This window comes from Herbaspirillum sp. AP02 (assembly GCF_015767275.1).
GTDB lineage: Bacteria > Pseudomonadota > Gammaproteobacteria > Burkholderiales > Burkholderiaceae_D > Herbaspirillum.
Genome location: NZ_JADWMY010000006.1, coordinates 1 through 26,028, shown reverse-complemented (window position 1 = coordinate 26,028; position 26,028 = coordinate 1). Strand labels below are relative to the sequence as shown.

25 protein-coding genes are annotated in these 26,028 nt (G+C 64.2%); 8 read left to right on the top strand and 17 right to left on the bottom strand.

Annotation, left to right across the window (positions count from 1 at the left end; translation table 11 throughout):
• Positions 1-18: 18 nt before the first annotated feature.
• Complete coding sequence (locus I5R65_RS13530; RefSeq protein ID WP_180668385.1) at positions 19-837, top strand: uracil-DNA glycosylase; 819 nt, start codon at positions 19-21, stop codon at positions 835-837.
• Positions 838-844: 7 nt separating this feature from the next.
• On the opposite strand, the gene I5R65_RS13525 is transcribed toward I5R65_RS13530, so the two are convergent.
• Together I5R65_RS13525 and I5R65_RS13520 are read right to left on the bottom strand one after the other, a co-directional pair.
• Positions 845-2,842 carry a methyl-accepting chemotaxis protein gene (locus I5R65_RS13525; protein WP_180668173.1) on the bottom strand — a complete coding sequence of 666 codons (1,998 nt, stop codon included), beginning with the start codon at positions 2,840-2,842 and terminating at the stop codon, positions 845-847.
• A gap of 455 nt (positions 2,843-3,297) precedes the next feature.
• Positions 3,298-3,552, bottom strand: coding sequence for a hypothetical protein (locus I5R65_RS13520; protein ID WP_180668172.1), 255 nt, complete (start codon positions 3,550-3,552; stop codon positions 3,298-3,300).
• Between the two features lie 103 nt (positions 3,553-3,655).
• Between I5R65_RS13520 and I5R65_RS13515 the strand changes: the two genes are divergently transcribed.
• Positions 3,656-4,594, top strand: a complete 939-nt coding sequence (locus I5R65_RS13515) for a LysR substrate-binding domain-containing protein (protein WP_180668171.1) — start codon at positions 3,656-3,658, stop codon at positions 4,592-4,594.
• Between the two features lie 23 nt (positions 4,595-4,617).
• Here the strand turns inward: I5R65_RS13515 and I5R65_RS13510 are convergent, their stop codons facing one another.
• From I5R65_RS13510 to I5R65_RS13490, 5 genes are all read right to left on the bottom strand, one after another.
• Positions 4,618-4,935 (bottom strand): putative quinol monooxygenase, encoded by a 318-nt coding sequence (locus tag I5R65_RS13510; RefSeq protein ID WP_006712853.1) that lies wholly within the window; start codon positions 4,933-4,935, stop codon positions 4,618-4,620.
• Positions 4,936-5,072: 137 nt separating this feature from the next.
• On the bottom strand, positions 5,073-6,005 hold the full coding sequence (locus tag I5R65_RS13505) for a metal ABC transporter substrate-binding protein (protein WP_180668170.1): 933 nt from the start codon (positions 6,003-6,005) through the stop codon (positions 5,073-5,075).
• A gap of 31 nt (positions 6,006-6,036) precedes the next feature.
• A complete protein-coding gene (locus tag I5R65_RS13500; protein WP_180668169.1) occupies positions 6,037-6,921 on the bottom strand; it encodes a metal ABC transporter permease in 885 nt (294 codons plus the stop codon).
• On the bottom strand, positions 6,918-7,754 hold the full coding sequence (locus tag I5R65_RS13495) for a metal ABC transporter ATP-binding protein (protein WP_180668168.1): 837 nt from the start codon (positions 7,752-7,754) through the stop codon (positions 6,918-6,920). The genes I5R65_RS13500 and I5R65_RS13495 overlap by 4 nt, the downstream gene beginning before the upstream one ends.
• Before the next feature lies 1 nt (position 7,755).
• Positions 7,756-8,001, bottom strand: coding sequence for a hypothetical protein (locus I5R65_RS13490; protein ID WP_180668151.1), 246 nt, complete (start codon positions 7,999-8,001; stop codon positions 7,756-7,758).
• 139 nt (positions 8,002-8,140) lie between these two features.
• Here I5R65_RS13490 and I5R65_RS13485 point away from each other — a divergent pair, with 139 nt between their 5' ends.
• The 4 genes from I5R65_RS13485 to I5R65_RS13470 all read left to right on the top strand — a co-directional run bounded on the left by I5R65_RS13485 (position 8,141) and on the right by I5R65_RS13470 (position 11,616).
• Positions 8,141-8,725 carry a DUF2796 domain-containing protein gene (locus tag I5R65_RS13485; RefSeq protein ID WP_180668167.1) on the top strand — a complete coding sequence of 195 codons (585 nt, stop codon included), beginning with the start codon at positions 8,141-8,143 and terminating at the stop codon, positions 8,723-8,725.
• A 99-nt stretch (positions 8,726-8,824) separates the two neighbouring features.
• Positions 8,825-9,559 (top strand): ABC transporter ATP-binding protein, encoded by a 735-nt coding sequence (locus tag I5R65_RS13480; protein ID WP_180668166.1) that lies wholly within the window; start codon positions 8,825-8,827, stop codon positions 9,557-9,559.
• A complete protein-coding gene (locus tag I5R65_RS13475; RefSeq protein ID WP_180668165.1) occupies positions 9,556-10,833 on the top strand; it encodes an FtsX-like permease family protein in 1,278 nt (425 codons plus the stop codon). Before I5R65_RS13480 ends, I5R65_RS13475 begins: the two co-directional genes overlap by 4 nt.
• A gap of 15 nt (positions 10,834-10,848) precedes the next feature.
• Positions 10,849-11,616 (top strand): DUF3299 domain-containing protein, encoded by a 768-nt coding sequence (locus tag I5R65_RS13470; protein ID WP_180668164.1) that lies wholly within the window; start codon positions 10,849-10,851, stop codon positions 11,614-11,616.
• 1,443 nt (positions 11,617-13,059) lie between these two features.
• On the opposite strand, the gene I5R65_RS13465 is transcribed toward I5R65_RS13470, so the two are convergent.
• The 9 genes from I5R65_RS13465 to I5R65_RS13425 form a co-directional block, all read right to left on the bottom strand.
• Complete coding sequence (locus I5R65_RS13465; protein ID WP_180668163.1) at positions 13,060-13,728, bottom strand: DUF2026 family protein; 669 nt, start codon at positions 13,726-13,728, stop codon at positions 13,060-13,062.
• 507 nt (positions 13,729-14,235) lie between these two features.
• A complete protein-coding gene (locus I5R65_RS13460) occupies positions 14,236-14,544 on the bottom strand; it encodes a hypothetical protein (RefSeq protein WP_180668162.1) in 309 nt (102 codons plus the stop codon).
• Positions 14,545-15,068: 524 nt separating this feature from the next.
• Entirely contained in the window at positions 15,069-16,268 is a 1,200-nt protein-coding gene (locus I5R65_RS13455) for a M20 aminoacylase family protein (RefSeq protein ID WP_180668161.1), read from the bottom strand.
• Positions 16,265-17,686: a M20 family metallopeptidase gene (locus tag I5R65_RS13450; RefSeq protein ID WP_180668160.1), complete on the bottom strand. Its 1,422-nt coding sequence runs from the start codon at positions 17,684-17,686 to the stop codon at positions 16,265-16,267. Before I5R65_RS13450 ends, I5R65_RS13455 begins: the two co-directional genes overlap by 4 nt.
• A 46-nt stretch (positions 17,687-17,732) precedes the next feature.
• Positions 17,733-18,578, bottom strand: coding sequence for an ATP-binding cassette domain-containing protein (locus I5R65_RS13445; protein ID WP_180668159.1), 846 nt, complete (start codon positions 18,576-18,578; stop codon positions 17,733-17,735).
• A complete protein-coding gene (locus I5R65_RS13440) occupies positions 18,575-19,588 on the bottom strand; it encodes an ABC transporter ATP-binding protein (RefSeq protein ID WP_180668158.1) in 1,014 nt (337 codons plus the stop codon). Before I5R65_RS13440 ends, I5R65_RS13445 begins: the two co-directional genes overlap by 4 nt.
• 20 nt (positions 19,589-19,608) lie before the next feature.
• Positions 19,609-20,544: an ABC transporter permease gene (locus I5R65_RS13435; RefSeq protein WP_180668157.1), complete on the bottom strand. Its 936-nt coding sequence runs from the start codon at positions 20,542-20,544 to the stop codon at positions 19,609-19,611.
• Between the two features lie 16 nt (positions 20,545-20,560).
• Positions 20,561-21,478 carry an ABC transporter permease gene (locus I5R65_RS13430; RefSeq protein ID WP_180668156.1) on the bottom strand — a complete coding sequence of 306 codons (918 nt, stop codon included), beginning with the start codon at positions 21,476-21,478 and terminating at the stop codon, positions 20,561-20,563.
• Positions 21,479-21,554: 76 nt separating this feature from the next.
• Positions 21,555-23,093 carry an ABC transporter substrate-binding protein gene (locus tag I5R65_RS13425; RefSeq protein ID WP_180668155.1) on the bottom strand — a complete coding sequence of 513 codons (1,539 nt, stop codon included), beginning with the start codon at positions 23,091-23,093 and terminating at the stop codon, positions 21,555-21,557.
• A 360-nt stretch (positions 23,094-23,453) separates the two neighbouring features.
• On the opposite strand from I5R65_RS13425, the gene I5R65_RS13420 reads away from it, so the two are divergent.
• Positions 23,454-24,365, top strand: coding sequence for a LysR family transcriptional regulator (locus I5R65_RS13420; protein ID WP_180668154.1), 912 nt, complete (start codon positions 23,454-23,456; stop codon positions 24,363-24,365).
• A gap of 139 nt (positions 24,366-24,504) precedes the next feature.
• Here I5R65_RS13420 and I5R65_RS13415 read toward each other — a convergent pair whose 3' ends face one another.
• Positions 24,505-25,548, bottom strand: a complete 1,044-nt coding sequence (locus I5R65_RS13415) for an autotransporter domain-containing protein (protein ID WP_219341810.1) — start codon at positions 25,546-25,548, stop codon at positions 24,505-24,507.
• 83 nt (positions 25,549-25,631) lie between these two features.
• On the opposite strand from I5R65_RS13415, the gene I5R65_RS13410 reads away from it, so the two are divergent.
• Positions 25,632-26,028 (top strand): hypothetical protein (locus I5R65_RS13410; protein WP_196872187.1); only part of this gene is annotated, 397 nt, incomplete at its 3' end.

Sequence of the window (26,028 nt, the reverse complement as noted above, 5' to 3'; positions counted from 1 at the left end):
CGTCTGCCTTTCCCGCCCATGTCCACCGTCATCCCCGCCGCCACGCCCTTCCCCGCCCTGCCCGCTGCACTGCTGGATCTGATCCAGAGCGCCCACCCTTCCTGGCACGAAGCCCTGCGCGCCGGTCTGGAAGCGATCCAGCAGGCCGATCCCGCGTACCTGAGCGTACTCGCCCAGGACGACTATCTACCCACCGAAGGGCGGCTCTTCGCCGCCTTCCGCCAGCCCATGGACCAGGTGCGTTACGTGCTGGTGGGCGAAGGCCCCTACCCGCGCGCGGCCAGCGCCACCGGGGTGTGCTTCATGGATGGGGCAGTGGGTTCACTGTGGTCGGACAAGGGCTTGTCCAAACAGGTCAATCGCGCCACGTCGCTGCGCAATTTCATGAAGATGTTGCTGGTGGCCGATGGCCGCGTGCCGGCCGGCCAGACCAGTGGCGACGCCCTCGCCGGCATTGCCGCCCAGGCCCAGGCCGATACTGCCGCCACCATCCAGACCCTGGCCGATCTGCAGGACAACCTGACGGCGCATGGCTTCCTGCTGCTCAACGCCAGCCTGGTCTTCCGCGCCCACGTGGCGCCGGTGAAGGATGCCCGGGCCTGGAAACCCTTCTTCGACACCGTGCTGCGCGCCCTGGCCGCGCACGGTGAAATACACGCTGCCACCCTGCCCACCCTCGTCCTGTGGGGCAAGATCGCCGAACAGCTGGACAGCCTGCCGCTGGTGCAGTCCTTCCCGCGTGCCGTAGCCGAACATCCCTACAATCTCAGCTTCATCGAGCACAGCGGCATGCAGAAACTGTTCGGGGCCATGCGACTGCTGGCCAAACACATCTGAACAGCGCCTAGAACTCTTCCCAGTCCTCGCCGCCGCTGCTCTTCGGCGCTGCCCGGGACGGCGTAGGCTGAGCCGTTTCCGGCGCGGCCACCGTCTTGACCGGCGGCACGGGCTTGCCGACCGGCCGGGGCTTGCCGCTGCTGGACTTCGCCACCTTACCCACCGCACCGCGCGCGGCCGGCGGTACCGGTGGCGGTGCCGACGGCTGCTTGCCGGCGCTTTCATCGAGCCTGAAACCGGCCACCACCGCCGCCAGATGCGCCGCCTGCTCCTGCAACGACTTGGCGGCAGCGGCGGCTTGCTCCACCAGTGCCGCATTCTGCTGGGTCGCTTCATCCATCAGTGTCACCGCGTTGCCCACTTCGCTGATACCGGCACTCTGCTCCTGGCTGGCCGAACTGATCTCCCCGACGATGTCGGTGACCCGCTTCACGCTCGACACCACTTCCTGCATGGTTGAACCCGCTTGCGCCACCAGCTGGCTGCCGGTTTCCACCTGTTGCACCGAATCGTCGATCAGCTGTTTGATTTCCTTGGCGGCCGTGGCCGAACGCTGCGCCAGGGAACGCACTTCCGAGGCCACCACCGCAAACCCACGGCCCTGCTCGCCGGCGCGGGCTGCCTCCACCGCAGCATTGAGCGCAAGGATATTGGTCTGGAAGGCAATTCCGTCGATCACACTGATGATGTCCACGATCTTGTGCGAGGACGCATTGATGGAGCTCATGGTCTTCACCACCTGCCCCACCACCTCGCCGCCCTGTATCGCCACGTCCGACGCGGACACCGCCAGCTGATTGGCCTGGCGGGCGTTGTCGGCATTCTGTTTCACGGTGGAGGTCAGTTGCTCCATGGCCGAGGCGGTTTCCTCCAGGGAGCCTGCCTGCTGTTCGGTACGCGCCGACAGGTCCATGTTGCCACTGGCGATCTCGCTGGAGGAGACCCTGACCGATTCACTGGCATGACGGATATCGAGCAGGGTACGGGAGATCTTGTCGGTGAAGTGATTGAACGCCCGCGAGATCTGGCCCAGTTCATCCTTGCCGCCGGTATCGAGTCTTCGCGTCAGGTCCCCATCCCCAGAAGCGATTTCCTCCATCGCATTGCGCACCATCGCCAAGCGACGCAACAGCCGCGTGATCGTGTAGCTCAGCAGGACCGCAGCCACCACGATGGCCAGCACTGCCAGCACCACCGAGAGCCACATCAACGCGGTAATGGCACGGGTGGCTTCGCGGTAGTCCAGCGCCACCACGAGCGACCAGTCGGTATTGGCAATCGGTTGCGCAAACAGCAGATAGCGCACACCGCCGATGGTGGCGCTACCGCCCTGCTGCATGCCGGCCAGCGATTGCGCGGACAGGTTCTGATCAAGCGCCGAGACCGGCTTCAGGGCAAGCTCCTTGTTGGGGTGGGTAATGATCACCCCATCCTTGCCGACGATGAAGGCAAAGCTGGAAGGCGTTGGCTTGATGCCAGCCACATTGCGCACCACGTTATCCAGCTGGACGTCCGAGCCCAGCACCGCTTGCAGCTTGTCACCGACACCCACCGGCTCGGCAAAGGTGACCACCAGCTTGCCGGTGCTGGCATCGACATAGGGCGCCGTCAGCACCGGCTTGCCTGCCGCCAGCGCCTGCTTGTACCAGGGGCGTCCGGTCGGATCGTAACCGTCCGGCATGGGGTGCAGGGCCAGCATACGTTTGTCGGGATAACCGATGTAGGCGTCGTCAAAGGCCCCGGCCTCCTGCGCGGCGGCGACGATGGGCAGGACGTCGCTCTGCTTGAGCGCCTGCTTCATGGCGCCGGTGATGATGCGCTTGCTATTGACCCACTCGCCGATATTGGCTGCGTGACTCTCGGTCAGCTGCCGGGTCTGGCTGGAGATGGCCTCCAGCGTATCGCCGCGCACCGTGTAGATATTGGCGGCACTGAGCACGATCATGGCAATGGCCACGATCAGCACGCAGATGACAATCAGACGGGCACGTAATGAAGACAACATGATGGATCCCCCCTTGATGACGCGACAATGCGCGAACAACATCGCAAATTTCTCCCGCTAAGTGAATATATCAGCGGTGCATGACGGTGTGATGGCAATTCTGCCAAGGCGGAAGGTGCGGCCTGGGGCCTGGGGCCTGGGGCCTGGAACTGGAGCAGAAGAGGATCTGCTAGGAAGCGGTCTTCGAAGACCGGTGACAGGGCCGGTTGTCGTTAACGACAAATCCCCGCGAGGGCGGGGATGGGGATCTCTGCTGGCGCAGGCCTGGCCTGCTCCTGGTAGCCTTGCTACCGGGCGGCGGCTTGCTGCGCCCAACGGTTCCGACCTTACGAAACCGGTCTCTTCTCTTTTTCATCAGGCATGTCGGCCTGGTCTTGCTGGTCTTGCTGGTCTTGCTGGTCTTTCTGGTCTGGTCAGCTTTGCGGTCCTGTCCAAGCCACGATCGACATCCGGCTTCAGATCTGCGATTGCAGCTTCCACACGGCGTGCAGGTGGCTGTGATCCAGTTGACGCAGACGGACTTCCATCTCGAAGTGATCGGCCACGCCGTCGAAATAGGCAGCATCCTGCAGTTCGGCAGCATCGTTGCGCACGGGCTTGAGGGCGTGGGCGGCGATGACTTGCTGGACAACAAACTTCACCAGCTCGACCAGCGAGCGCAAATTGTTAGAAAAACCGGCATCTTTTGCCAATATACTCACGGTGTTCATTGCAACTTCCTTCTGTTTAACGTTTGGGTGATTGAAGAATAAGGTTGCCCCTGTCATTTGCAAAGCAACATTTTCCGACACCTCTATAAGTTTTTCTTACACCATGTCGTCTTCCCTGCCCCCGTTGAAAGCCCTTAAAGTGTTCGAAGCGGCAGTCCGGACGCGGAGTCTGACGCTGGCGGCACATGAACTTTTCATCACCCATAGCGCGGTCAGCCAGCAGATCAAGTCACTGGAAGAGTATTTCGAACAAGCGTTGTTTTTACGCCAGTCGCGTGGCGTGGAGCCCACAGAAGCGGCCCTGGCCTTCTATGCCGAGGTCAAGGCCAGCCTGGATCGCATCGCACTTGCGGCAGAGCAACTGTCACTGGCCGGCAAGAGCCGCGTGGTGCGGCTGATCGCTGCGCCCTCGGTGGCCATGCGCTGGCTGATTCCACGCCTGTCGCAGTTCCAGATCGACAACCCGCGCATCGAGGTGCGGGTGACCACGACCATGTCGGAGTATTTCGAGGATGTGAAGGACCCGTTCGACGTGATCCTCTGGCGCAGCCCGCTGGAACGCAGCGGCTATGAATGTGTGCGCTTCCTGGACGACGTCTCGGTGCCGCTGGCCTCGCCGCACTTCCTGGAGACCCACAAGATCAGGGTGCCGCGCGATCTGGTGGAGGTGCCGCTGATCCACCTGTCCAGCCGTTCGGCGGCCTGGTCGCAGTGGCTGGGCAAGGCCGGGGTGGCGGTGCGGCGCAAGATGCCGGGCACCGTCTATGAACACTTCTTCCTGAGCCTGCAGGCGGCAGCCACCGACCTGGGCGTGGCCATGGGGACCTTGGCGCTGGTGGACGACGACCTCGCCCACGGCCGGCTGATCCAGCTGTTCCCGGAGGTGGTGCTGCATGGAGAGGGCTTCCACATGATGTATCGCAGCAGCGCCGAGACCAACCCGGCGCTCAAGACCTTCATCATGTGGTTGAAGCAGATGGGCCAGGGATCCGCCTTCGATGCCCAACGCACCTGGCCGGCGGACTTCCCCGGCGAGCACTGAGGCGGCACCGGGGCAGAGCCGATTCAGTCGGCCGACTTGAGCACGTGCACCTTGCGGTCGGCGATCAGGTCCTTGGACTTGTCGCGGTAATCCAGCATGTGCGGCAGGGTGAAGTGCAGGCGCAGGGCGTCCTCATCCTTCCATTTCTCGACGAAGGCGAAGGTATCCGGCCCCATCGGCGCCTGGTTCGGGCCAAACCCGTCCACATCCACGACCAGACCGTATTCGATGCAACCGGCCTCGGCACGCACGGCGGCCAGGTTGGCGCGGGCCAGGGCCAGCAGGTCTTCACGCTTGCCGGGCTTGGCGGTGATGATGGCGACGACGGTAACGGTGCTCATGCGGGGATTCTCCTGATCTTGGTGATGGACATGCCGCCAGCCTGGCGGCGCGGGCCATCAGCATACGCGATTTGTGCGCCGCCTGCCCCTTCAGGGGGAGCCGCGCCCGATGTCCGGTTCAGGCCTCGGTTGCGGCCTCAGTTCAGTCGGATCTTTTCCAGCAACTGCGTGATGTTGTAGCGCATGAGGGCCAGATAGTCGGGCGCCGGACCAGCGGCCGGCGACAGCGCGTCGGCATAGAGCTTGCCGCCCGGGGCGGTGCCGGCTTCACGGGCGATCTGCTGCAGCAGCTTGGGATTGCTCATGTTCTCGAAGAACAGGGCCTTGATCTTTTCGCTGCGGATCTGGCGGATCAAGGCGGCGACATCACGGGCACTGGGCTCGCTGTCAGTGGATACGCCCTGGGCCGCCAGGAAGCGCACCTTGTAGCGGGCGCCAAAGTATTCGAAGGCATCGTGCGAGGTGATCACCTTGCGCTTGGCATCGGGAACCTGGGCAAACTGACGGGCTGCCCAGGCGTCCAGGTCCTGCAGCTTGGCGACGTAGGCCTCGCCATTCTTGCGATACACCTCGGCACCGGCCGGGTCCAGCTTGGCCAGGGCCGCGACGATGTTGCGGGTATAGACGATCACATTCTGCGGGTCCTGCCAGGCGTGCGGATCATCCTTGCCATGGTGCGCATGAGCGCTGCCGTGATCGTGCTGGTCCTCGTCATCCCCGACGCGTTCGCGGGCCTTGATCCCGGCCGAGGCCACCACGATGGGGCCGCGATAGTTGGCCGCTTGCGCCAGGCGCTCCATCCAGCCTTCAAAACCCAGACCGTTGACCACGATCAGTCGGGCGCGCGCGACCGCCTTGATGTCGTCCGGCGCCGGCTGGAAGACGTGGGCATCTTCATCCGGGCCCACCAGGGTGGAGACGCTGATGCGCTCCCCACCGACGTTGGCGACGATGTCGCCCAGGATGCTGAAGCTGGCCAGCACCGGGATGCGCTCGGCGGCGACGGCCGGCAGGGTCAGTGCCAGGGCCAGCACGGCCAGCAGCGTAGAGAGGGGGCGAAACAGTTTCATGGTAGCTCCGGGGAAGGAAAAACGAAGATGTTCAAGCCTGCAGGTGCGGCCGGCGCAGCAGGCGCGGCAGCCAGCCACGGGGCGCAAACAGCAGCGAGGCGGCATACAGCACGCCGGCGCAGACGATGATGACCGGCCCGGACGGCACCGAGGCATAGTAGGAAATGAGCAGTCCGGCATAGCCCGCCAGCGCCGCCTGCAGCACGCTGTTGCACAGCTGTGCCGGCAGCGTGTCGTGCCACAGCCGGGCCGACACCGCCGGCAGCATCATCAGCCCCACCGCCATCAGGGTCCCCAGGGTCTGGAACGAAGCCACCAGGTTCATCACCACCAGCATCAGGAACACCTGCTGGTAGATCGCCCCGCCGCTGCGGCTGCCCACGGCCATGTAGGACGGATCGAAACTCTCCAGCAGCAGACCGCGATACAGGGCTGCAATGCCCAGCACGCTGGCACTGGCCACGCCGGCAATGAGGACCAGACCTTCGCTGTCCACCCCCAGCACATTGCCGAAGAGGATATGCAGCAGATCGAGCTGGGTGCCGTGGCGCGAGATCAGGATCACGCCCAGCGCCAGCGCCACCACGTAGATGGCGGCCAGGCTGGCATCTTCCTTGAGCTCGGTGTGCCGGCTGATCCAGCCGGCCACCGCCACCACCAGCACGCCGGCGGCAAACCCGCCGATCGACAGAGCCGGCAGCGACAGGCCGAAGAAGATGAAACCCACCGCCACCCCGGGCAGCACGGCATGGCTCAAGGCCTCGCCGAACAGGCTCATGCGGCGCAGGGTCAGCAGCACGCCCAAGGGTGCGCTGCCCAGGGCCAGCGCAAAGGCGGCCACCAGTGCGCGGCGCATGAAGGAAAATTCCTGGAACGGCGCAATCGCCAGTTGCTGCAAGCTCGTCAGCACGCTCATGGCAGGCCTCCCTTGGCGGCGGCGGCGGAATGCGAATGCTGCCCATGCGCATGCTCATGCGCCGGCCGCAATGCGCCGGACAGCGCCAGCACCTCAGACTCGCTGACCGCACACACGCCGGCATGCTCGTCGACCGCCTCGGCCATGGCGCGGGCGCGTTGCAGGTTGTCTTCGCACATCACTTCTGCGGTCTCGCCCCAGGCCACCACATTGCGCGCCAGCAGCAGGGTCTGCGGGAAGGAACGACGGACCTGGTCATGGTCATGCAGCACCGCGATCACGGTACGACGTTCCGCATGCCAGGCCGAGATGATGCGCAACAAGTCGCCGGTGGTGCGGGCATCGATGGCGTTGAAGGGTTCGTCCAGCAGGATCACCTCGGCATCCTGCAGCAGGATGCGGGCGAACAGCACGCGCTGGAACTGTCCCACCGACAGGCTCGACACCGCCCGCCCGGCAAAGCCGTCCAGCCCGACCGCGGCCAGCGCCTGGATGGCGCGGGCGCGCATGGCGGCGTCGATGCCGCCCCAGTTGCCCTTGGCCTGCCAGTAACCCAGCAGCACGCAATCCAGCACGGTGATGGGGAAGCTGCGGTCGATCTCGGCCTGCTGCGGCAGGTAGGCGATGCGGCGCGCATCGACATGGGTATGGACCCGGCCGTCGTTGCACGGCACCAGGCCCAGCATGCTCTTGAGCAAGGTGCTCTTGCCGGCGCCATTGGGGCCGACGATGGCGGTCAGCGAACCGCGTGCAAAGCTGCCGTTGACGTGATGCAAGGCCGGATGGCGGCGGTAGCTGACGGTCAGGTTGTCCAGCGAGATGGCGGCATCCATGTCAGCCCTCCCCCAGCGCCCAGTGCACGCCCAGCCACAACAACAGCAGCACCGGCAGGACCGCGAGCACGCGCTGCCACCATGGGCTGGCGAGCACGCCTTGCTTCAATAGAAAACGAGAGAAAAACGACACGGCAGAGACCTGAGAAGAATGGAAGGTAGCCGGGCAGATCGCATCAGCGGCCAGCGGCCGCGCCTGCGGATGCCCCTTGCGCAACCGAGTTGCAGAAACAGGGAAAGGACGCATTATAATGCAACCCTGTTGCAGAATGTAACAAGCCTGAAATTTCGGACCCGGCCGGGTCACAATGCGGGCTAGCTGTCGCGCTCCGGTAGTCGGTCTACCGTCATCCCATCCACCCAAGATACGTACACGAAAGCCACCCATGTCCCGTTCCCGTCCCCTGCTGCCCTTGCTCCTCCTGTCCCTGGCCAGCCTGCCTGCGCTGGCAGCCGACGATGCGCACGACCATCATGGCAACCATCCGGCGCACGTGCATGGCGTGGGCAAGCTGGACCTGGCGCTGGAAGGCAATACCCTGACCCTGCACCTGGATACCCCGCTGATCAACGTGGTCGGCTTCGAACACGCCGCCAGCAGCGCGCGCGACAAGGACACCGTGCGCGCCGCCGCCAAGACCCTGCGCGAGGTCGACCGCCTGTTCGTCACCGATGCCGCCGCCCAGTGCAAGCCGGCCGAAATCCAGCTGGAATCGGCCGTGCTGCCGCCGGCCCTGCTCGGTGAAAAGACCCCCGCCAGCGCGCCGACCGCCCCCACTGACGGTCACGCCGACCTGGATGCCGACTTCACCCTGGTCTGCGCCACGCCCGGCGCGCTCACCACGGTGGACGCCAGTGGCCTGTTTGCCGCCTTCCCCGGCTTCCAGCGCATCGACGTGCAACTGGCCACGCCCAAGAAGCAAGGTGCCGCACAACTGGTACCCGGCACTGCATTGATTCCGCTGCACTGATCCCGGGCCGCCCGGCGCCGTCAGGCCCCTGACAGCCGCAGCGGCTATCCTTGGCGATCCGTCCCGTGCTGGTCGCCTTTCCTGTCCTTCCGGTTGGTCATGAATTTTTCTGCTCCTCCTTCCCCGGCCGCCGCCATCGCCATGCGGGCGCTCCGCTTCACCTGGCCCGGCCAGGATCAGCCGGCCCTGGCGCTGGAATCCCTGCAGGTGGCGCCGGGCGAGCATGTCTTCGTCAGCGGGCCCAGTGGCAGCGGCAAGAGCACCCTGCTGGCGACCATCGGCGGCATCATCGTGCCCCAGGCCGGGCAGATCGATGTGCTGGGACAGCCCCTGCACACGCTCTCGGCGGCGCGCCGCGACCGCTTCCGGGTGGACCACATCGGGTTCATCTTCCAGCAGTTCAACCTGCTGCCCTATCTTTCCATCATCGACAATGTCCTGCTGCCCTGCCAGTTCTCGGCCTACCGCAAGGAACGTGCGCGCCAGCAGGGGGCCGACCTGACGGCAGTGGCGCAGGCGCTGCTGACGGCACTGGACCTGGCGCCGACGCTGTGGAACCGTCCCGTGACCCAGCTCTCCATCGGCCAGCAACAACGGGTGGCGGCGGCACGCTCGCTGATCGGCCGCCCCGAGATCATCGTCGCCGACGAACCCACCTCGGCCCTGGACAGCGACCGCCAGCAAGCCTTCCTCGACCTGCTGCAGCGAGAATGCGCGCAGAGCGGCGCGGCACTGGTGTTCGTCAGCCACGACCAGCGCCTGGCCGAGCGCTTCGACCGCCGCATCGCGCTGGAACAGATCAATCACGCCGCCCGTCCCGAGGAGGCCGCATGAAGCTGCTACTGCGCCTGGCCGCGCACAGCGCCTGGAACCGCCGTTTCACACTGGGTCTGATGCTGCTGGCCATTGCCCTGTCCACCACCATGCTGCTGGGCATCGAACGGGTGCGCCATGAGGTGCGGGCCGGATTCTCGCAATCGGTGTCCGGCACCGACCTGGTGGTGGGTGCCCGTACCAGCCCGATCCAGTTGATGCTGTATGCCATCTTCCGCATCGGCGGAGCCACCAACAACATGGGTTGGGACAGCGCGCTCACGCTGGCGCGCAATCCGGCCGTGGCCTGGACCATTCCGATCTCGCTGGGAGACTCGCACCGTGGCTTCCCGGTGCTGGCCACCAATGGCGACTACTTCAGACATTTCCGCTACGGCAGCGGCTTGCCCCTGAAGCTGGCCCAGGGCCAGCCTTTCAGCGGCGTCTTCGATGCCGTGCTGGGCGCCGAGGTCGCCGAGAAGCTTCACTACCAGCTGGGCGATGTGATCATCCTGTCGCATGGCATGGGCAGTGTCGGCGGCCGCAGCCTGACCCAGCATGCGGACAAGCCGTTCAAGGTGGTCGGCATCCTGGCGCGCACCGGCACGCCGGTGGACCGCACGGTGCATATCGGGCTGGACGGCATGCAGGCCATCCACCTCGACTGGGAAGGCGGCGCGCCCATGCCGGGGCTGCACATCCCGGCCGAATTCGTCAAGAAATTCGACCTCACCCCCACCAGCATCACCGCCGTGCTGGTGGGCCTGAAGAGCCGCGCCCGGGTGTTCGCCCTGCAGCGTGACATTGCCGACGGCGATGGCTTCAGGGAGCCCCTGATGGCGGTCCTGCCGGGCGTGGCGCTGGACCAGTTGTGGGATGTCGTGGGCATTGGCGAAAACGCCTTGCTGGTGGTCTCGGGCATGGTGATGGTGGTCGGACTGGCCGGCCTGGTGGCGGCGATCCTGGCCAGCCTGGGCGAACGGCGGCGCGAACTGGCGATCCTGCGCTCGGTGGGCGCGCGCCCGCTGGATGTGTTCCTGCTGCTGTGTGTGGAAGGCCTGGGCGTGATGCTGGCCGGCGTGCTGGCCGGTCTGCTCCTGCTGAGTGTGCTGGTGTGGGCGCTGGGGCCGCTGCTGGCGGACCACTTCGGCATCCTGCTGCAGCCGTCATGGCCGGGGCCGGGAGAATTACAATTGTTGCTCTGGACCGTGCTGGCCGGCCTGCTGGCCAGCCTGCTGCCAGGCTTGCGGGCCTATCGCCTGAGCCTGTCGGACGGCCTGACCCCAAAAATCTGATCTGGATGTAGCGACATGAAGACTCTTTACTGGATGGGCGGCATCGTCGCCGCCGGCCTCCTGATCGGTACTGGCGTGCGCCTGCTGGGCCATGCCGACCAGGCAGCCGTGGCCACGCCGGCGGCAGCAACGGCCAGTACATTACCGGGCGGCCCGCTGGCCGGCGCGGTCCCGGCGGTCACCGCCCGCGCCAACGCCGGCAGCACGGTCAGCGGCGTGGCCGATGCCAGCAGCGGCCAATACGAGATCGGCGAACAGCTCAAGCAGACGCCGGCTGTCACCGACCAGCCCTACAAGGCCTCGGGCAAGCTGGTCGACGGTTACCAGGAAATCGCCTGGGAAGCCCTGATCCCCAAGGACTGGGACCCCATGGCGCCGTTCAAGGGCCTGAAGCTGGACCAGTTGACCGATGACGATCCGCGCGCCGACGCGGCCCTGTGGAAGGCCAAAAAATACTGGAAGGAAGCGCCGGTCGACGCCTCGATGGAAGGCAAGCCGGTACGCCTGCCCGGCTTCGTGGTCTCGCTGGACCGCGAGGGCGAGGCGCTCAAGGAATTCCTGCTGGTCCCTTACTTCGGTGCCTGCATCCACGTTCCCCCACCGCCGGCCAACCAGATCATCCACGTGCGCAGCGCCAAGGCCGTCAAGAACGTGCGCACCATGGATGCCGTCTGGATCAGCGGGGTGATCAAGGTGGAACGCTCGGACTCCTCCATGGGCGCCTCCAGCTATAGCATGAAGGCGATCAGCGTCGAACCCTATACGGCCCCCGACAAGGGCTGAACGCCGCCCCCGCCCGAGGGCAGGTTATCCCCAATCCGCCCGCTTCCCAAACGGGGCCTGCGCCCGGCAGGCCCTTATCCACAGTTTCCGGGGGCAAGCTTGTGGACAAGGCTTTGACAAGCCATCCAACCCCTTGATTTCACAGTATTTTTCCAAATCGCTGCCGTCTCGCGCAAGGCGCAGGCTGGCAGGCCGCCGACTTCACCCAAGTGTTTTCTGTCTGCCCGGTCGGAGGGATATCCACAATTTTTGGGTGCAAGCCTGTGGAGAAACCTTGGGCAAGCCACCCAAGCCATTGATTCCAAAGAGCTTTCCTCCAACGGTGCAAGCAGTGGCAAGAAATGGGCAAGCAGGCATCGCCCCCCCTTGCCCTGCCGACCGCGCGCCGCTATCCCCATTTTCTGGTGGCAAGCCTGTGGAGAAGGTCTTGACAAGCCGCTCAAGCGATTGATTTCAAACAACTTTTCAATGGTGCAACAAACAGCGGCAAAGTCCGGAAAAGCACTCTAAATCCCCTCTCGCAGACGCTGGCCTCCTGCCCGGAAACACTTTATCGCCTGTATTTGACGGATATCCACATTTTTTGGGAGCAAGCCTGTGGACAATACCTTGGCAACCCGATCAAGTCGTTGATTTACAAGGATTTTTCACTGTAGATACATCCTGTGGCAGGGTCGACCCATCGGCCGCCAGGCCAGATGGCGCCTGCCTTTGGGCGAGATATCCCCGTATTTTGGTGGCAAGCCTGTGGACAAGGACTGGACAAGGAGGCCAATCCATTGATTTCAAAGGATTTTATCGATTCGATCACAACCGAATCAATATGCCCTCTCAGCGTTGCGCCCGGCGGATATCCACATCTTTTGGTGGCAAGCCTGTGGACAAGCGCTTAGCAAGCGATGCAAGTGATTGAAAGCAAAGGAGAATCGGAACAAGGACAATAGATGGGCAGCCCGTGGAGGGCTGCCGCGCAAAGGAGTCGACGCACCCCGCGCCGCGCACCGACGGGCTAGCGCCCGACGGGAAGGGAGGACCGCGGCTTCCAACACGTGTGCGTACTGCCGGGTTACCACGCCACTGTCCGGCCTGGGCGTGAAGCATCAAGCAAGGGAATCCGGCTGCACGGCGGAAAAAAGCCTGCGATGCGCTCGCATCGCAGGCAAAACATCTGCACAGGTACAGAGGAGACAGGCCGAAGTCTATCGGCGACGTATTACCGTGGCATGACACTTGGGAAAAGTGAAGGAAAAGGAAAAAAGAGGCGTCCGCCGACATCACGCACTGTCATCAGGACGTCACATCAGCAACCTAAGATAGGAACCCTAGTGCGGTACATGCAACCGATATGCATGATCGTACGGTGTGTTGGACGCTTGTCCAGCACACCCTCCCCTCGGAGGCCTGCGCCTCCTCCCCATTCCCTGCAACAGAAAACCAACCGTCTTACCAGACGCCGTCGATGCGCGTGGCTTGCAGCTGGATGCGCGAGATTTCGCCATCAGCACCCTGCAATGCCAGGTCCGCCGGCATCGCCTTGGGCGGCTTGCGGAACCATTCCAGACAGAGTTGCGAGAGATTGGTCAGGGCCTTCTTGGCCATGAACTGCTGCAGCAGTTCGCGCGTGAGTTCCAGGTTCGGCAGCAGATGGAAATCGCCCGGCTGCGCCAGCGTCTGTACGCTCTCGCTCATGCGCTGGAGGTCCTTCTGGAACATCTGGCGCGGCACCGGCAAGGGGTGGCCGGCTGAGACCAGCAATTCCTGGAACAAGGGTGCCATGAAGTCGATCGCGTAGCCGTCGCACTGTACCCAGGCGTGGAATGCATCGTGGTTGCTGGCCACGGTGTGGCCGTCGTCGGCGAGCGTGCCGAAGGACAAGGCGCCACCACCGTCCTGGCTGATCAGATAGAAGGCCGCGCCGGCGACCGGGAAGGCATTGCGTTTGTAGAACTTCTTGAGGATTTGCGCCGCGGTGACGCTGAAAAAGAAACTGGCGGCCGGGATATCGGCTTCCACGCTGTGCAGCACGGAATGGATGACGCGGAAGATGCGTTGGTAGTCTGCCAGGGGAATCAATGGGCGCAGGGACTGCGCGGAGGAGGATGAGCTTTGCATGGGCGCTATTTTCTCATGGAAAAGAACGGGCAAGCCGCTAGGCCGCTTCACGCAAACGCCTGCCTGCACGTTTGCGCCGCGTGACGCGCGCTTTGGAACAAAAGCGGCTGCACGACTTGCCGTTCCACCCTCAAGAGATTTTTACTGCCACTGCCTTGCTGCTACAGCCTTACTGCTACAGCCGTACTGCTACTGCTGTCCTGCTACTGCTGGTACAACATCAGGCTTGCACTTCTACAACCACGTCGACTGCTACGACACCGACCACTGCAACTGCTACGACAACTGCAACCGCGCTACTACCTTGGCTCATGCTCGCTGCTGCCTGCTGCTCACTGCTACTGCGGAAAACTGCCGTATTGCCTTGCCACAAGAACTACCCCTAGTCCCTGCGGCGCTACTACGCTACTGCTTCACTGCTCCCCCACCTGCTACATCCCCACATCCCCACTTCCCCACTTCCCCACTTGCCTACTTTCCTGCTTCCCTCCAAATGCCCTCAGGCATTCAATCCTGTTTCTTCTGCTCCGGCATGAAGCAGGTGCAATCCACGTCGTGATACTGGGCGCAATGCTGCAACGACGGCCGGGTCAGGCCATTGTTGAACATCGAGCGATCATCGCCATCCACGACGGCGTAGCGCATGGTGCTGGCCATCGGCGGGCGGTCCTGGATGAGTTCGTCCAGCGACACCTCCAGGCTGCCCCACTCGCGGTCGGTCCTGACGAACAGGTACATCAACACGGTGCAGAACACCAGATAACTGATGAACATCAGGGTGATTTCACCCGGTACGGATTCGGTGACGAAATGCATGACTGGCTCCTGGCAAGATACGTTGGTGAGGTCTTGCGTGCCAATCATGACTCCACTGTGATGCCGGGAGTCCAGAGCACAGACCGCGTTTCATTGGTTCCCATGGTAGTCATCCGACGTGACTGCGAACATCGGGGAATTCCTGACACGACCACAACTCCGGGGCCAGCTCGACAGTAGGTGGACGCTGGGCCTGCGACGGCGCCCGGCGCGGCCACGGGGGCGGGGAGTCACGCTGCAATCACGCTGCAATCACGCTGCAATCACGCTGCAATCCCAGGCAAGTTACGCCCGGGTCACGTCACGCGACACAGGCGCATCGAGAAAGATACCGTCCGGCAAGACCAAAAAAGAAACCCGCCAGGCTTGCGCGTGGCGGGTTCAGGCTCGAATTGTCCAAGTCCAGGACGTCTGAGGAGACCGGCTCACTGTAACCGCGCATGGCGGCACCGCCAACGAAGCATTCGTCATGCGCTTATGCACTGACGGCATATGCATGCCGGCAGAGCCACACCGGCCCGGCCTCAGCCTGGCTTGACCGGCATCCAACGCTCCACCAGCCGGGTCCAGAAGGCAGCGCCGACCGGGATGTTGTCGTCGTTGAAATCGTAGCCGGCATTGTGCAACATGGGCTTGCCCTGGCCATTGCCCACGCGCAGGAAGCAACCCGGCCGCTGTTGCAGGAAGTAGGCGAAGTCTTCGCTACCGGCAATCGGTCCGAAGGGCGCAATCACCTTTTCCGGCCCCACCAGTTCCTCGGCCACGCTGCGGGCAAAGGTGGTCTCGGCATCGCTGTTGACCAGCACCGGATAGCCGCGCAGATACTCGATGCCGGCCTGGGCGCCATAGCTTTCGGCATGCGTGCTCACCAGGGCGCGGATGCGTTGCTCCAACAGCTCGCGCACTTCCGGCTTGAAGGAGCGCACGCTCAATTCCATGGTGGCGAATTCCGGGATCACGTTGGATGCCTTGCCGGCATGCAGGCTGCCGACCGTGACCACCGCGGTTTCCATCGGATCGACATTGCGCGAGACCACCGTCTGCAAGGCCATCACCAGGCTGGCGGCCACCACCACCGGATCGACCGAGAGATGCGGGCGGGCCGCATGGCTGCCGCGACCGGTGATGCGGATCTTGACCGTATCGCAGGCCGCCATGAAGGGGCCGCTGCGGAACATGAAGGTGCCGGTCTCCACGCCCGGATGATTGTGGATGCCGAACACGGCGTCGCAGGGAAAGCGCTCGAACAGCCCATCGGCCAGCATCTTCTGCGCGCCGCTGTCGAAGCCGGCTTCTTCGGCCGGCTGGAAGATCAGGTTCAGGGTGCCATCGAAATGGCGGGTACGCGCCAGGTGCTTGGCCGCGCCCAGCAGCATGGCGGTGTGGCCGTCATGCCCGCAGGCATGCATGGCGCCCGGCTTGATGCTGGCCCAGTCAAGGCCGGTCTCTTCCTGGATCGGCAAGGCGTCCATGTCGGCCCGCAGGCCGATGCTGCGCGCGCTGCTGCCTGCGCGCAGGGTCGCCACCAGACCGTTGCCGCCGATATGGCGGGTCACGGCATAGCCCCATTCCTCCAGCCGCCCCGCTACCAGTGCGGCGGTGTCGACTTCCTCGAAGGAGAGCTCGGGATGCTGGTGGATATGGCGGCGCAGGCCGGTGATTTCGTCGTGGAGGTCGTGCAGATCGGCGACCTCGCACAGCTTGTGCGGGTGGGGGTGGCTCATGTCTTCTCCGGTGATGAGGCGCGTCGCGCTAGCACCTGCCGGCCCTGCTCGGCCAGATCCCAGAACAGGCCAGCCATCAGCTGCAGCGACTCGCGCGACACGCTGGCCAGTATATGCTCGTTGGGCGCGTGCTGTGAGCAGGCCGGATAGGAGTGCGGCACCCACAAGGTCGGCAGGCCCAGGGTTTCGGAAAACACATCGTTGGGCAGCGAGCCACCCAGGTTGGGCAGGAGCGTGGGCTGCTTGCCGCTGGTTTCCTGCATCGAGGCCAGGCCCCAGCGCACCCATTCGTCGTCCGGGTCGAGCCGGGTGGCGGCGAACTGCACGCCCGAGAGCGTGACCTCGATGTCGTCGTAACCATGTTCGTCCAGATGGGCACGGATGTGCTCGATGAAGTGCGCATCGTCGCTGCCGACCACGAAGCGGATCTGGCAATGCGCGCTGGCCTGGCCCGGGATGGCATTGACCGGCGCCTCCGGATTGCCGGTCTTGAAGGCCAGCACCTCCAGCGTATTCCAGCCAAACACCCGCTCGGCCGGTGTCAGGTCCGGCTCGCCCCAGTCTTCGTCGATCTCCGGGTCGGTCGGGCCACCGCCCAGTTTGACATCGGCCAGGGCCTTGCGCACGCTGGGTGGTAGCGAGTCCGGCAACAACGCCGGCACGCGGATGCAGCCGTGCTCGTCGACCAGGCAGGCGATGGCATTGGCCAGCCGCACGCCGGGGTTGCGCAGCAGCCCGCCCCAGTTGCCGGAGTGATGGCCGCCATCGCGCAGATGGCACTTCAGGTCAAAGTTGCAGCCGCCACGCGAGCCCAGGAACATGGTCGGCGTGGGCGCATTCACGCGGGGGCCGTCAGAGGCGATGAAGAGATCGGCTTTCAAACGCCCGGCATATTGCTGGCAGACCGCGTTCAGTCCGGGGGAGCCGGTCTCCTCGCCCATCTCCAGGATCAGCTTGACGTTGTAGCCCAGCTTGCCGCCACGCACCTTCATGACTTCTTCCAGCGCGGCGAAGTTGATGGTGTGCTGGGCCTTGTTGTCGGCGATGCCGCGCCCATACCAGCGCTCGCCCTCGACCACGATGTCCCACGGCGAGAGGCCGCTGCGCCACTGCTTGTCATAGCCGCGCACCACGTCGCCATGACCATAGGTCAGCAGGGTGAAGGCAGCGTCCTCTTCCCTACGTTCGGCGATCAGGAAGGGACTGCCGCCGGGCAGCGGATTGTCGATAATCTCGCAGCCAAAACCGAGAGTCTGCAGATAGGGCGTGATCTCCTGCTGCAGGTAGTCGTACAGGATGGGACGGCTGGCCGGTTCCTGGCTCTCGGTGCGGATGGCCACGCGACGCCTGAGCGTGTCCATGAAACGGCCGTCGTCGAAGTAGGCTTCCACGCCGGCGATGGCTTGTGCTCTGCTCATGCTGCTGCTCCTCTGTAGGGGTCGTTGTGGTTCATGGGATGCGTGCTCACGCCGCTGCGGCCAGTACCGGGATGCCGCGACCAGGCTCGGGCGTGAGCGCGGAGGCCAGCAGCGTGCGGGTGTAGGGGTGCTGCGGATCGCTGAAGATCTGCTCGCGGCTCTGCAATTCGACGATGCTGCCCTGGTTCATCACGGCTACCCGGTCCACCAGGTGTTCCACCACGCCCAGGTCATGGCTGATGAAAAGATAGGTGAGACCGAACTCGGCCTTCAGGTCCAGCAACAGGTTCAGGATCTGTGCCTGCACCGATACATCCAGCGCCGAAGTGGGCTCGTCGCAGATGAGGATGTCGGGCCGCAGGATCAACGCGCGGGCGATCGCCACGCGCTGGCGCTGGCCGCCGGAGAGCTGGTTCGGATACTGCGCATGGGTGCGCTCGGGCATACCGACCAGGTCGAGGATGTCCTTGACCTTGCGGGCGCGTTCGGCAGCGGTGCCGATGCCGTGCAGCTTGAGCGGCAGGCCGACGATCTCGCCCACGGTCTTGCGCGGGTTGAGCGAGGAATACGGGTCCTGGAAGATGGGCTGGATATGCCGCGCATGTTCCTTGCGCTGGGTCGGATCGACTTCCTGGCCGTTGATGAGCACGTTGCCCGAGGTCGGTGCCAGCAGGCCCAGCAGCATCTTGGCCAGGGTGCTCTTGCCGCAGCCGGACTCACCGACCAGGCCCAGCGTCTCGCCGCGATACAGGCGCAGCGACACATCGTTGACCGCCTTGAGTTGCCCCGGCGGCTGGAACAGGCCGCGCTTCAAGGGATAGACCTTGGACAGCGCGCACAGCTCCAGGGCGATGTCGTCCAGCGGGATGGACTGGCGTGTGGTCTGGTTCATGCTGCCACCTCCATGGCGGATGCGGGAAATACCGGTACATCGAGCTTGTGGCAGCGTGCCGCATGCGGTGCGGCCGCACTGCCCTGCTGCACCATCGGCGGATCACTTTCGCAGACACTGTCGGCCAGCGCGCAGCGATTGCGGAAGGCGCAGCCGCTGACCTGTCCGACCAGGCTGGGCACCACGCCAGGAATGGCCTGCAGGCGGCTGCCCGGTGGCGTCTTGCCGCGCACCGGGATGCAATTGAGCAGGCCCCGTGTATAGGGATGACGCGGCTGGGCAAACAGCGAGCCGACGTCGGTGGTCTCCACCACCTGCCCGGCGTACATCACCGCCACCCGGTCGGCGATGCGCGAGACCACGCCCAGGTCGTGGGTGATGAAGATGACGGCCGTGCCGAACTCCTGCTGCAGCTCGCGGATCATGCGCAGGATCTGGGCCTGGATGGTCACGTCCAGCGCCGTGGTCGGTTCATCGGCGATGATCAGATCGGGATTGCACATCAGCGACATGGCGATCATCACCCGCTGCCGCAGCCCGCCGGAGAGCTGGTGCGGATACTGGCGCAGGCGGTCCTCGGCATTGGTGATACCGGTGCGGTGCAACAGGTACAGGGCGCGCTCACGGGCCTCGGCGCGCGTCACGCCGGGCTGCTGCAACATCGCCTCGCACAGCTGGTTGCCCAGCGTGTAGGCCGGGTTGAGCGAGGTCATCGGCTCCTGGAAGATCATGGACATGCGCTTGCCGCGCAACTGCCGCAACTGCTTCTCGCTCATGCCGTTGAGTTCCATACCGTCGAAGCGGATATGGTCGGCGCTGCACTGCGCCTTGCGCGGCAGCAGCCCCATCAGGGCCAGCGAGGTCATGGACTTGCCGCAGCCGGATTCGCCGACCAGGCACAGCATCTCGCCCCGGCGCACCTGGAAATCGATGCCGCGTACGGCGTGCAGCGTGCCGCGCTCGGTGGGCAGGTCCACCTTCAGATTCTTCACGTCCAGCAATACGCTCATGGTGTGCTCCCGGTGGGGGTTCAGTTGCGGCCGTCAGGCGCGTTGACATCGCGCATGCCGTCGCCGACCAGATTGATGGCCAGCACCAGCAGGGCCAGCGCCACGCCCGGGATGACGATCACCCACGGCTTGAAGAACATGTAGGACTTGCCCTCGGCCACCATCAGCCCCCAGGACGGCGTTGGCGGTTGCACGCCCAGACCGAGGAAGGACAGCGTGGCCTCCAGCAGGATCGCGTGGGCCATTTCCAGCGTGGCTACCACGATCAGCGCGCCCATGATGTTGGGCAGGATTTCGCGCAGCAGGATGTAGGGCGTGGAGGCGCCAATGGCCTTGGCGGCGGCGATGAATTCGGCGTCCCGCAGTTGCTGCGTGGCCGAGCGCGTGACCACTGCGAAACGGTCCCACAGCAGCAGGCCCAGCAGGATGATCACCACCTTCAGCGAGCCCCCCACCAGCGAGGCCATCGCCAGGGCCACCAGCACCACCGGCATGGCCAGGCGGGTGGTGATGAGGTAGCTGATGACGGCATCGGTACGGCCACCGAAGTAACCGGCCAGCACCCCCAGGGTGGTGCCGATCAGGCCCGAGATCAGCGCGGCGGCGATGCCGATGGTCAGCGATACGCGGGCACCGTAGATCAGGCGCGAGAGATAGTCGCGACCCAGCTTGTCGGTGCCGAGGATATGCTCCCAGCTGCCCTGGGCCTGCCACACCGGCGGGATCAGGCGCGCCGTCACATCCTGGTCGAAGGGATCATGCGGTGCCAGCAGGGACGCGAAGATCGCCGCCAGCACGATCACGGCCAGGATGGCGGTACCCAGCATCAGGCCGCGATGACCGAGCAGGCGGCGCAGCTTGCGACGCCAGGCCGGCAGCGGCGGCAATGCAGCCTGCAACAAGGGGGTGGATGCGGTGGAAGGCATGGTGGCGGTCGTGCTGGAAGTGGCGGTCATGTCGGCTCCCATGGGCTCAACGGGTACGGATGCGCGGATCGAGCAGCGCATTGATGACATCGGCCAGGAAGGTCAGGCCGATGTAGAACATGGCGATGATCAGCACCACCGCCTGCACGACCGGATAGTCATTGCGGGAGATGGCGTCCCAGGCCAGCTGGCCCAGGCCCTGCATGGAATAGACCGACTCGATCACCACCGAGCCGCCCAGCATGAAACCCAACTCCACCGCCGCCAGCGCCACCACCGGGATGACCGCATTGCGCAGCGCATGCTTGAACACCACCCGCGACTTGGACAGGCCCTTGGCGCGGGCGGTGCGGATGTAGTCCGAACCCAGCACCTCCAGCATGCCCGAGCGCGTCAGGCGCATCATCGCCGGCATGGCGTAGTAACCCAGCGCCACCGCCGGCAGGACGAAGTGCTGCCAGCTCTCGTTGCCGGCCACCGGCAGCCAGTGCAGCGTGACGGCGAAGATCAGGATCAGTGTCAGCCCGAACCAGAAGCTGGGCATGGCCTGCCCGATCACGGCAATCATCAGCGCCACGCGATCCAGCCAGGTATCGCGATAGATGGCCGCCAGCACGCCCAGCGGAATGGCCGTCAGGATGGCCAGCAGCAAGGCGCTGCCGCCCAGCTTGAAGGTGATCGGCAGGCGTTCGGCGACCATCTCCATGACCGGACCCTGGAAGTAGAACGAATTGCCGAAATCCAGCTGCACGGCGCGCCCCAGCCAGTCCACGTATTGCGTGGTGAGCGGACGGTCCAGACCGAACTGGGTGCGTACCGATTCGACCTGAGCTGCAGTGGCTTCCGGCCCGGCGATGGAAACGGCCAGGTCGCCCGACATGTGCAGCAGGGTGAAACTGACGATGGACACCGTCAGCGCCACGCACAGGGCGATGGCCAGGCGGCGCAGGATGTAGATCAACATGGCGACCCTTCCTTGGGAGAGGCGTGAAGCAGCAGGCTGGGCAGCGCGGTGGACGGGCTACCCCGTCCGTCCGCGCTTACTTCCAGGAAGCCTCGTAGAAACGCGGCAGCTCGTCGGGATACCCCTGGAAATTGAGCTGGGCGTTGTAGGCGTAGAAGGTCGAATAGGAGAACATCGGCGCCACGTAGGCCTGCTTGGAAATCAGCTCCTGCGCCTTCGTATAGTTGGCCTTGCGCACCGCCGGATCGATCGAGGTATCGGCCGTCTGCAGGTACTGCTGCAGTTGCGGGTCCTTGGTGATGTCATCGGCGCCGCCCTTGAAGTAGACCCCGGCGAAGGCCGAGGTATCGTTCATCGAGAACGAGCCCCAGGAGTAGAAACTCATCGGTGTCTTGCCGCTGCGGTACTCGGTCTGCAATGCAGCGAACTTCATGTAGTGCAGACGGGCACGGATGCCGACCTTGCGCAGGTCACCGATGATGGCCTCGGCCACTTCGCGTTCGCGATAGGCATAGATGTCGGTGTCGAAGCCGTTCGGATAGCCGGCCGCCGCCAGCAGTTCCTTGGCCTTGGTCGGGTTGTAGTCAAACTTGATGGCGGCATTGCTGTCGCAACCGAACTGGGTGCGGAAGCAGGCCGTGTACACAGGCTGGCTACCGCCACGCATCAGGTTCTCGGCATAGCCCTTGCGATTGATCGCATGGTTGACCGCCTGGCGCACGCGCACATCCTTGAACGGCGAATTGGGGGCGGAGGTGCCGGTGGTATCGAGGGTGATGAAGCCTACCCGCATGGTCTCGCCGCTCTGCACCGCCAGTTTGGGATTGGTCTTGAGCGCATCGGCCTGGTCCGGCGGAACGCGCCAGATCCAGTCGATGGCCCCGGTCATCAGTTGCGCGGCGCGGGTTTCCGGATCGGGGATCACCACGAACTTGATATTGCCGATCGAAGGCTGGCCCTGTGGGCTGTCCTTGAAATACGAGGTGTTCTTGACCAGGGTCACGCCCTGCCCGGGGGTGACACTGGCGACCTTGTAGGGACCGGTGCCGATGGGCGCCTTGGAAAAGCCCTCCAGACCCACCTTCTTGAAGTAGGCGGCGGGATAGATCGGCAGCGGGCCGGCCAGATATTCCAGCGCCGCCGGGAACGGTCCTTTCAGGTTGATGCGCACCTTGTAGTCGGAGAGCTTGTCGACGCTCTTGATCCAGTCGGTGTTCTGGCGCGTGACCGCCTTCGATTCCGGCGAGACCACATAGTTGAAGGTGAACACCACATCGTCCGCGGTGAACTTGTCGCCGTTCTGGAATTGCACGCCCTGGCGCAGATCCAGCACCAGCGCGGTGGGTGACTCCCACTTCCAGGCGGTGGCCAGTTGCGGCTTGTACTCGTTGGTCTTGGGATCGCGATAGACCAGCGTGTCCCAGATGAGGTGGGCCAGGATCACGCCTTCCCGCAGGTTGTTGTGATACTGGCTGATGTTCTCGACTTCGCTGTCCGAAGCATAGACCAGGGTGTCGTTGGCCTTGTTGGCATGGGCCGCCGCGGCGCTCATTGCCCCTGCCACCAACACTGCACATCGTGACCAGCCCATGATGGATTTCTGTAGTGCGTTCATTCCAGCCCCTTCATTCGAATAAGAGAATTGTGAAAAAACAGCGACGTCGAGGGCCATACTAGGCTACGATTTATCGATGCCACAATCATCAAATTTCTAAGCCTGCGTTCGCAGAACAGCAACGCAAAATTTGTGCACCACAATGTACATACCCAGCCGAAGCCGCATCGCTACTGGGTCGCGGCCCTTGGCGCAGGTGCAGCATGGCAGTGCAGTCAAAGGCGGAAGGCACTGCACCAAAGGCGTGAGGTTCGCACCAAATAAAGCACTGCTCTTTTATCTGCGCGGGAGCGTAATAGGGGGTAGTACCGGTCAGGAATGGATTCAACCAAGGCTTAGCCGCATGGAACGAGGTCAATGATGAAATCGCAGCATCTGCAGGACACCGCCCTGCGTTACTTCCTGGAAGTGGTCCGCTGTGGCTCCATCAGCGAGGCCTCGCAGCGGCTCAATGTGGCCAGCTCGGCCATCAGCCGCCAGATCAGCAGCCTGGAGGAAATGCTGGACACGGTGCTGTTCGAACGGCGTCCACGCGGCATGGTGCTCTCGGCCGGTGGCGAGATGCTGGCCGCCCATGCGCGCAAGATGGCGCTGGAGGCCGACCGCGTGGTGGCCGACCTGCAGGCGCTGAAGGGATTGCGCAGTGGCCGGGTCCGACTGTCGGCCTCGGAGGGCTTTGCCATCGACTTCCTGCCGCGCCTGATCAATGCCTTCCAGGAAAAGTATCCGGGTTTCGTGTTCCAGCTGTTCGTCGGGGCGCCGGCCGTGGTCTCGCGCCAGGTGCGCGAAGGCAATGCCGATATCGGGCTGACCTTTGCGCGCCTGCCCGAACCGGAAATCAAGGTGGTACACCGGCAGCCGGGGCCGATCGGCCTGGTGATGCGCAACGACCATCCACTGGCGCGCTTCCGTCATCTGTCGCTGGGGCAGCTGAAGCCCTACCCGATGGCCCTGCCCGACCCCACCACGACGCTGCGCCAGCTCTTCGACATCGCCTGCAGCCGGCAACAGGTGGTCATCGAACCGGTGATGACCAGCAACTACATCCAGGCCCTGCACAACTATGTGCTGGACAACGATGCCCTCTCCATCACGGGCGACGTCACCGTGCGTTACCGCATCGCACGTGGTGAGCTGACCATGCGCCCCATCCGCGACTGCCCTGCCGATGGGCGCTTCGTCGAAGTGCAGACACTGGCCGGCCGGACCTTGCCACGCAGCGTGGAAATCTTCCTGGACTACCTGGTGGCCGAGCTGAGCAAGGATTTGTGAGCGCATGCCACCTGCCTCTCGCCAAACGACGATCCTCTCCCAGACGCGACACAAAAACCCGTAAACGCTATGCGGCCGCTACAAGAGCGGCCGCATAGGGACTTCAGGGTTTCAGCGTGTCAGCGCATCAACGGATGGATCAGAAGCGCCAGCGCGCCTTGACCGCCGCCGACTGGTTGATGAAGCCGCTGCGGCCTTCGGCATCGAAACGCAAAGAGATGTCCGTCATCTTCGGCAGCTTGAAGCCATAGCTCACACCGGCCTTCAACAGCCAGGGCGAATGCGACGGTCCTGGCGTGGTGAAGGCCTGACCCGGTGCACCTGCATAGGTGGCCACCAGCTCGTCACGGCCGTTGATGACATCGTAACTGACACCGAGGTGGCCGCTGATCTGCGACGACGGCGTCAACACATAGTTCAGCCGTGCACCGGTGCCGAGCAACAGCGCTTCGCTGCTCTTGCCCTGCACCGACAGGTTCAGGTCCCCTGCCCCGCTCTCGGTGTAGGACGGGCTCTGCAGACGGGTGTAGTCGATCTGCAGGGAAGGCACCAGGCTCATCACTTCACTCAAGGGCAGAGTGAATGAAGCGCTGGTACCCAGATGCGCATCCCAGGTGTGGTAGCGGCTGCTGGCAGTACGATTCAGGCCACCGAACCGCATCTCGCGCGACAGTCGGTTGCCGTTACGGCCCACATCCGCCTGCCAGGCCAGCGACAGCTCGCCCAGCGGGACACTACCGTAGAGGGCCACCATGTTGGACTCGAGGCGGCTGCGGCTGCCGGTACCGGTGAGGGCCGTATTCCCGTTGGCCTTGGTGCTGGCATAGGCGTAAGAGAGGCCGACGCGTCCGCGTCCCAGGTCCATCTCGGCGCCGGTCGCCATGCCCCAGGTACTGGCGCTGAAGCCGGATTCGCCGTTGCGGTCACCCTGGTTGGTGCGCGATTCGAAGGGCATGAGCCAGACCTGACGATCACCGCCCGCTTCACCTGAGGACAGCCCGCTGCCCACACCGACGCCACCGGCCCTGCCAGTCTCGACGCGGGCGGCGATGACGCGATTCACCGACGCCATGGTGCCACGAATGGCACCGGCACCGACGTTGCTGGGCAAGGTCTGGCTGGCAGCACGTTGCACGCTGACAGCATCCGGCAACCGGGCCAGCGTAGCGGCGACCTCAGCCATATCCTTGCTGGACGGCTGCTGGATCTGCTGGCCCAGCACCGGCGCAACTGGTGCTGCTGCAGCGGCGGCGATCGTGAAGGGTGATGGACGGACGACTAGAGCTGCTGGTGCTGCTGGTGCTGCTGGTGCTGCTGGTGCTGCTGGTGCTGCTGGTGCTGCTGGTGCTGCTGGTGCTACTGGTGCTACTGGTGCTGCTGGTCTCGGTGCCGGTGCTGCAGGTCTCGGTGCCGGAGTCGGAGTCGGAGTCGGAGTCGGGGCTGGGGCAGGTGTTGGTGCAGGTGCAGGTGTTGGTGCAGGTGCAGGTGTTGGTGCCGGTGTTGGTGCAGGTGCAGGTGCAGGTGCAGGTGCAGGTGCAGGTGCAGGTGTTGGTGTTGGTGTTGGTGTTGGTGTTGGTGTTGGTGTTGGTGTTGGTGTTGGTGTTGGTGTTGGTGTTGGTGTTGGTGTTGGTGTTGGTGTTGGTGTTGGTGTTGGTGTTGGGGT

Coding starts and splice junctions, on each gene's coding strand:
- I5R65_RS13530 (WP_180668385.1), top strand. CDS start 19: ATGTCCACCGTCATCCCCGCCGCCACGCCCTTCCCCGCCCTGCCCGCT.
- I5R65_RS13525 (WP_180668173.1), bottom strand. CDS start 2,842: ATGTTGTCTTCATTACGTGCCCGTCTGATTGTCATCTGCGTGCTGATC.
- I5R65_RS13520 (WP_180668172.1), bottom strand. CDS start 3,552: ATGAACACCGTGAGTATATTGGCAAAAGATGCCGGTTTTTCTAACAAT.
- I5R65_RS13515 (WP_180668171.1), top strand. CDS start 3,656: ATGTCGTCTTCCCTGCCCCCGTTGAAAGCCCTTAAAGTGTTCGAAGCG.
- I5R65_RS13510 (WP_006712853.1), bottom strand. CDS start 4,935: ATGAGCACCGTTACCGTCGTCGCCATCATCACCGCCAAGCCCGGCAAG.
- I5R65_RS13505 (WP_180668170.1), bottom strand. CDS start 6,005: ATGAAACTGTTTCGCCCCCTCTCTACGCTGCTGGCCGTGCTGGCCCTG.
- I5R65_RS13500 (WP_180668169.1), bottom strand. CDS start 6,921: ATGAGCGTGCTGACGAGCTTGCAGCAACTGGCGATTGCGCCGTTCCAG.
- I5R65_RS13495 (WP_180668168.1), bottom strand. CDS start 7,754: ATGGATGCCGCCATCTCGCTGGACAACCTGACCGTCAGCTACCGCCGC.
- I5R65_RS13490 (WP_180668151.1), bottom strand. CDS start 8,001: ATGCGTCCTTTCCCTGTTTCTGCAACTCGGTTGCGCAAGGGGCATCCG.
- I5R65_RS13485 (WP_180668167.1), top strand. CDS start 8,141: ATGTCCCGTTCCCGTCCCCTGCTGCCCTTGCTCCTCCTGTCCCTGGCC.
- I5R65_RS13480 (WP_180668166.1), top strand. CDS start 8,825: ATGAATTTTTCTGCTCCTCCTTCCCCGGCCGCCGCCATCGCCATGCGG.
- I5R65_RS13475 (WP_180668165.1), top strand. CDS start 9,556: ATGAAGCTGCTACTGCGCCTGGCCGCGCACAGCGCCTGGAACCGCCGT.
- I5R65_RS13470 (WP_180668164.1), top strand. CDS start 10,849: ATGAAGACTCTTTACTGGATGGGCGGCATCGTCGCCGCCGGCCTCCTG.
- I5R65_RS13465 (WP_180668163.1), bottom strand. CDS start 13,728: ATGCAAAGCTCATCCTCCTCCGCGCAGTCCCTGCGCCCATTGATTCCC.
- I5R65_RS13460 (WP_180668162.1), bottom strand. CDS start 14,544: ATGCATTTCGTCACCGAATCCGTACCGGGTGAAATCACCCTGATGTTC.
- I5R65_RS13455 (WP_180668161.1), bottom strand. CDS start 16,268: ATGAGCCACCCCCACCCGCACAAGCTGTGCGAGGTCGCCGATCTGCAC.
- I5R65_RS13450 (WP_180668160.1), bottom strand. CDS start 17,686: ATGAGCAGAGCACAAGCCATCGCCGGCGTGGAAGCCTACTTCGACGAC.
- I5R65_RS13445 (WP_180668159.1), bottom strand. CDS start 18,578: ATGAACCAGACCACACGCCAGTCCATCCCGCTGGACGACATCGCCCTG.
- I5R65_RS13440 (WP_180668158.1), bottom strand. CDS start 19,588: ATGAGCGTATTGCTGGACGTGAAGAATCTGAAGGTGGACCTGCCCACC.
- I5R65_RS13435 (WP_180668157.1), bottom strand. CDS start 20,544: ATGACCGCCACTTCCAGCACGACCGCCACCATGCCTTCCACCGCATCC.
- I5R65_RS13430 (WP_180668156.1), bottom strand. CDS start 21,478: ATGTTGATCTACATCCTGCGCCGCCTGGCCATCGCCCTGTGCGTGGCG.
- I5R65_RS13425 (WP_180668155.1), bottom strand. CDS start 23,093: ATGAACGCACTACAGAAATCCATCATGGGCTGGTCACGATGTGCAGTG.
- I5R65_RS13420 (WP_180668154.1), top strand. CDS start 23,454: ATGAAATCGCAGCATCTGCAGGACACCGCCCTGCGTTACTTCCTGGAA.
- I5R65_RS13415 (WP_219341810.1), bottom strand. CDS start 25,548: ATGGCTGAGGTCGCCGCTACGCTGGCCCGGTTGCCGGATGCTGTCAGC.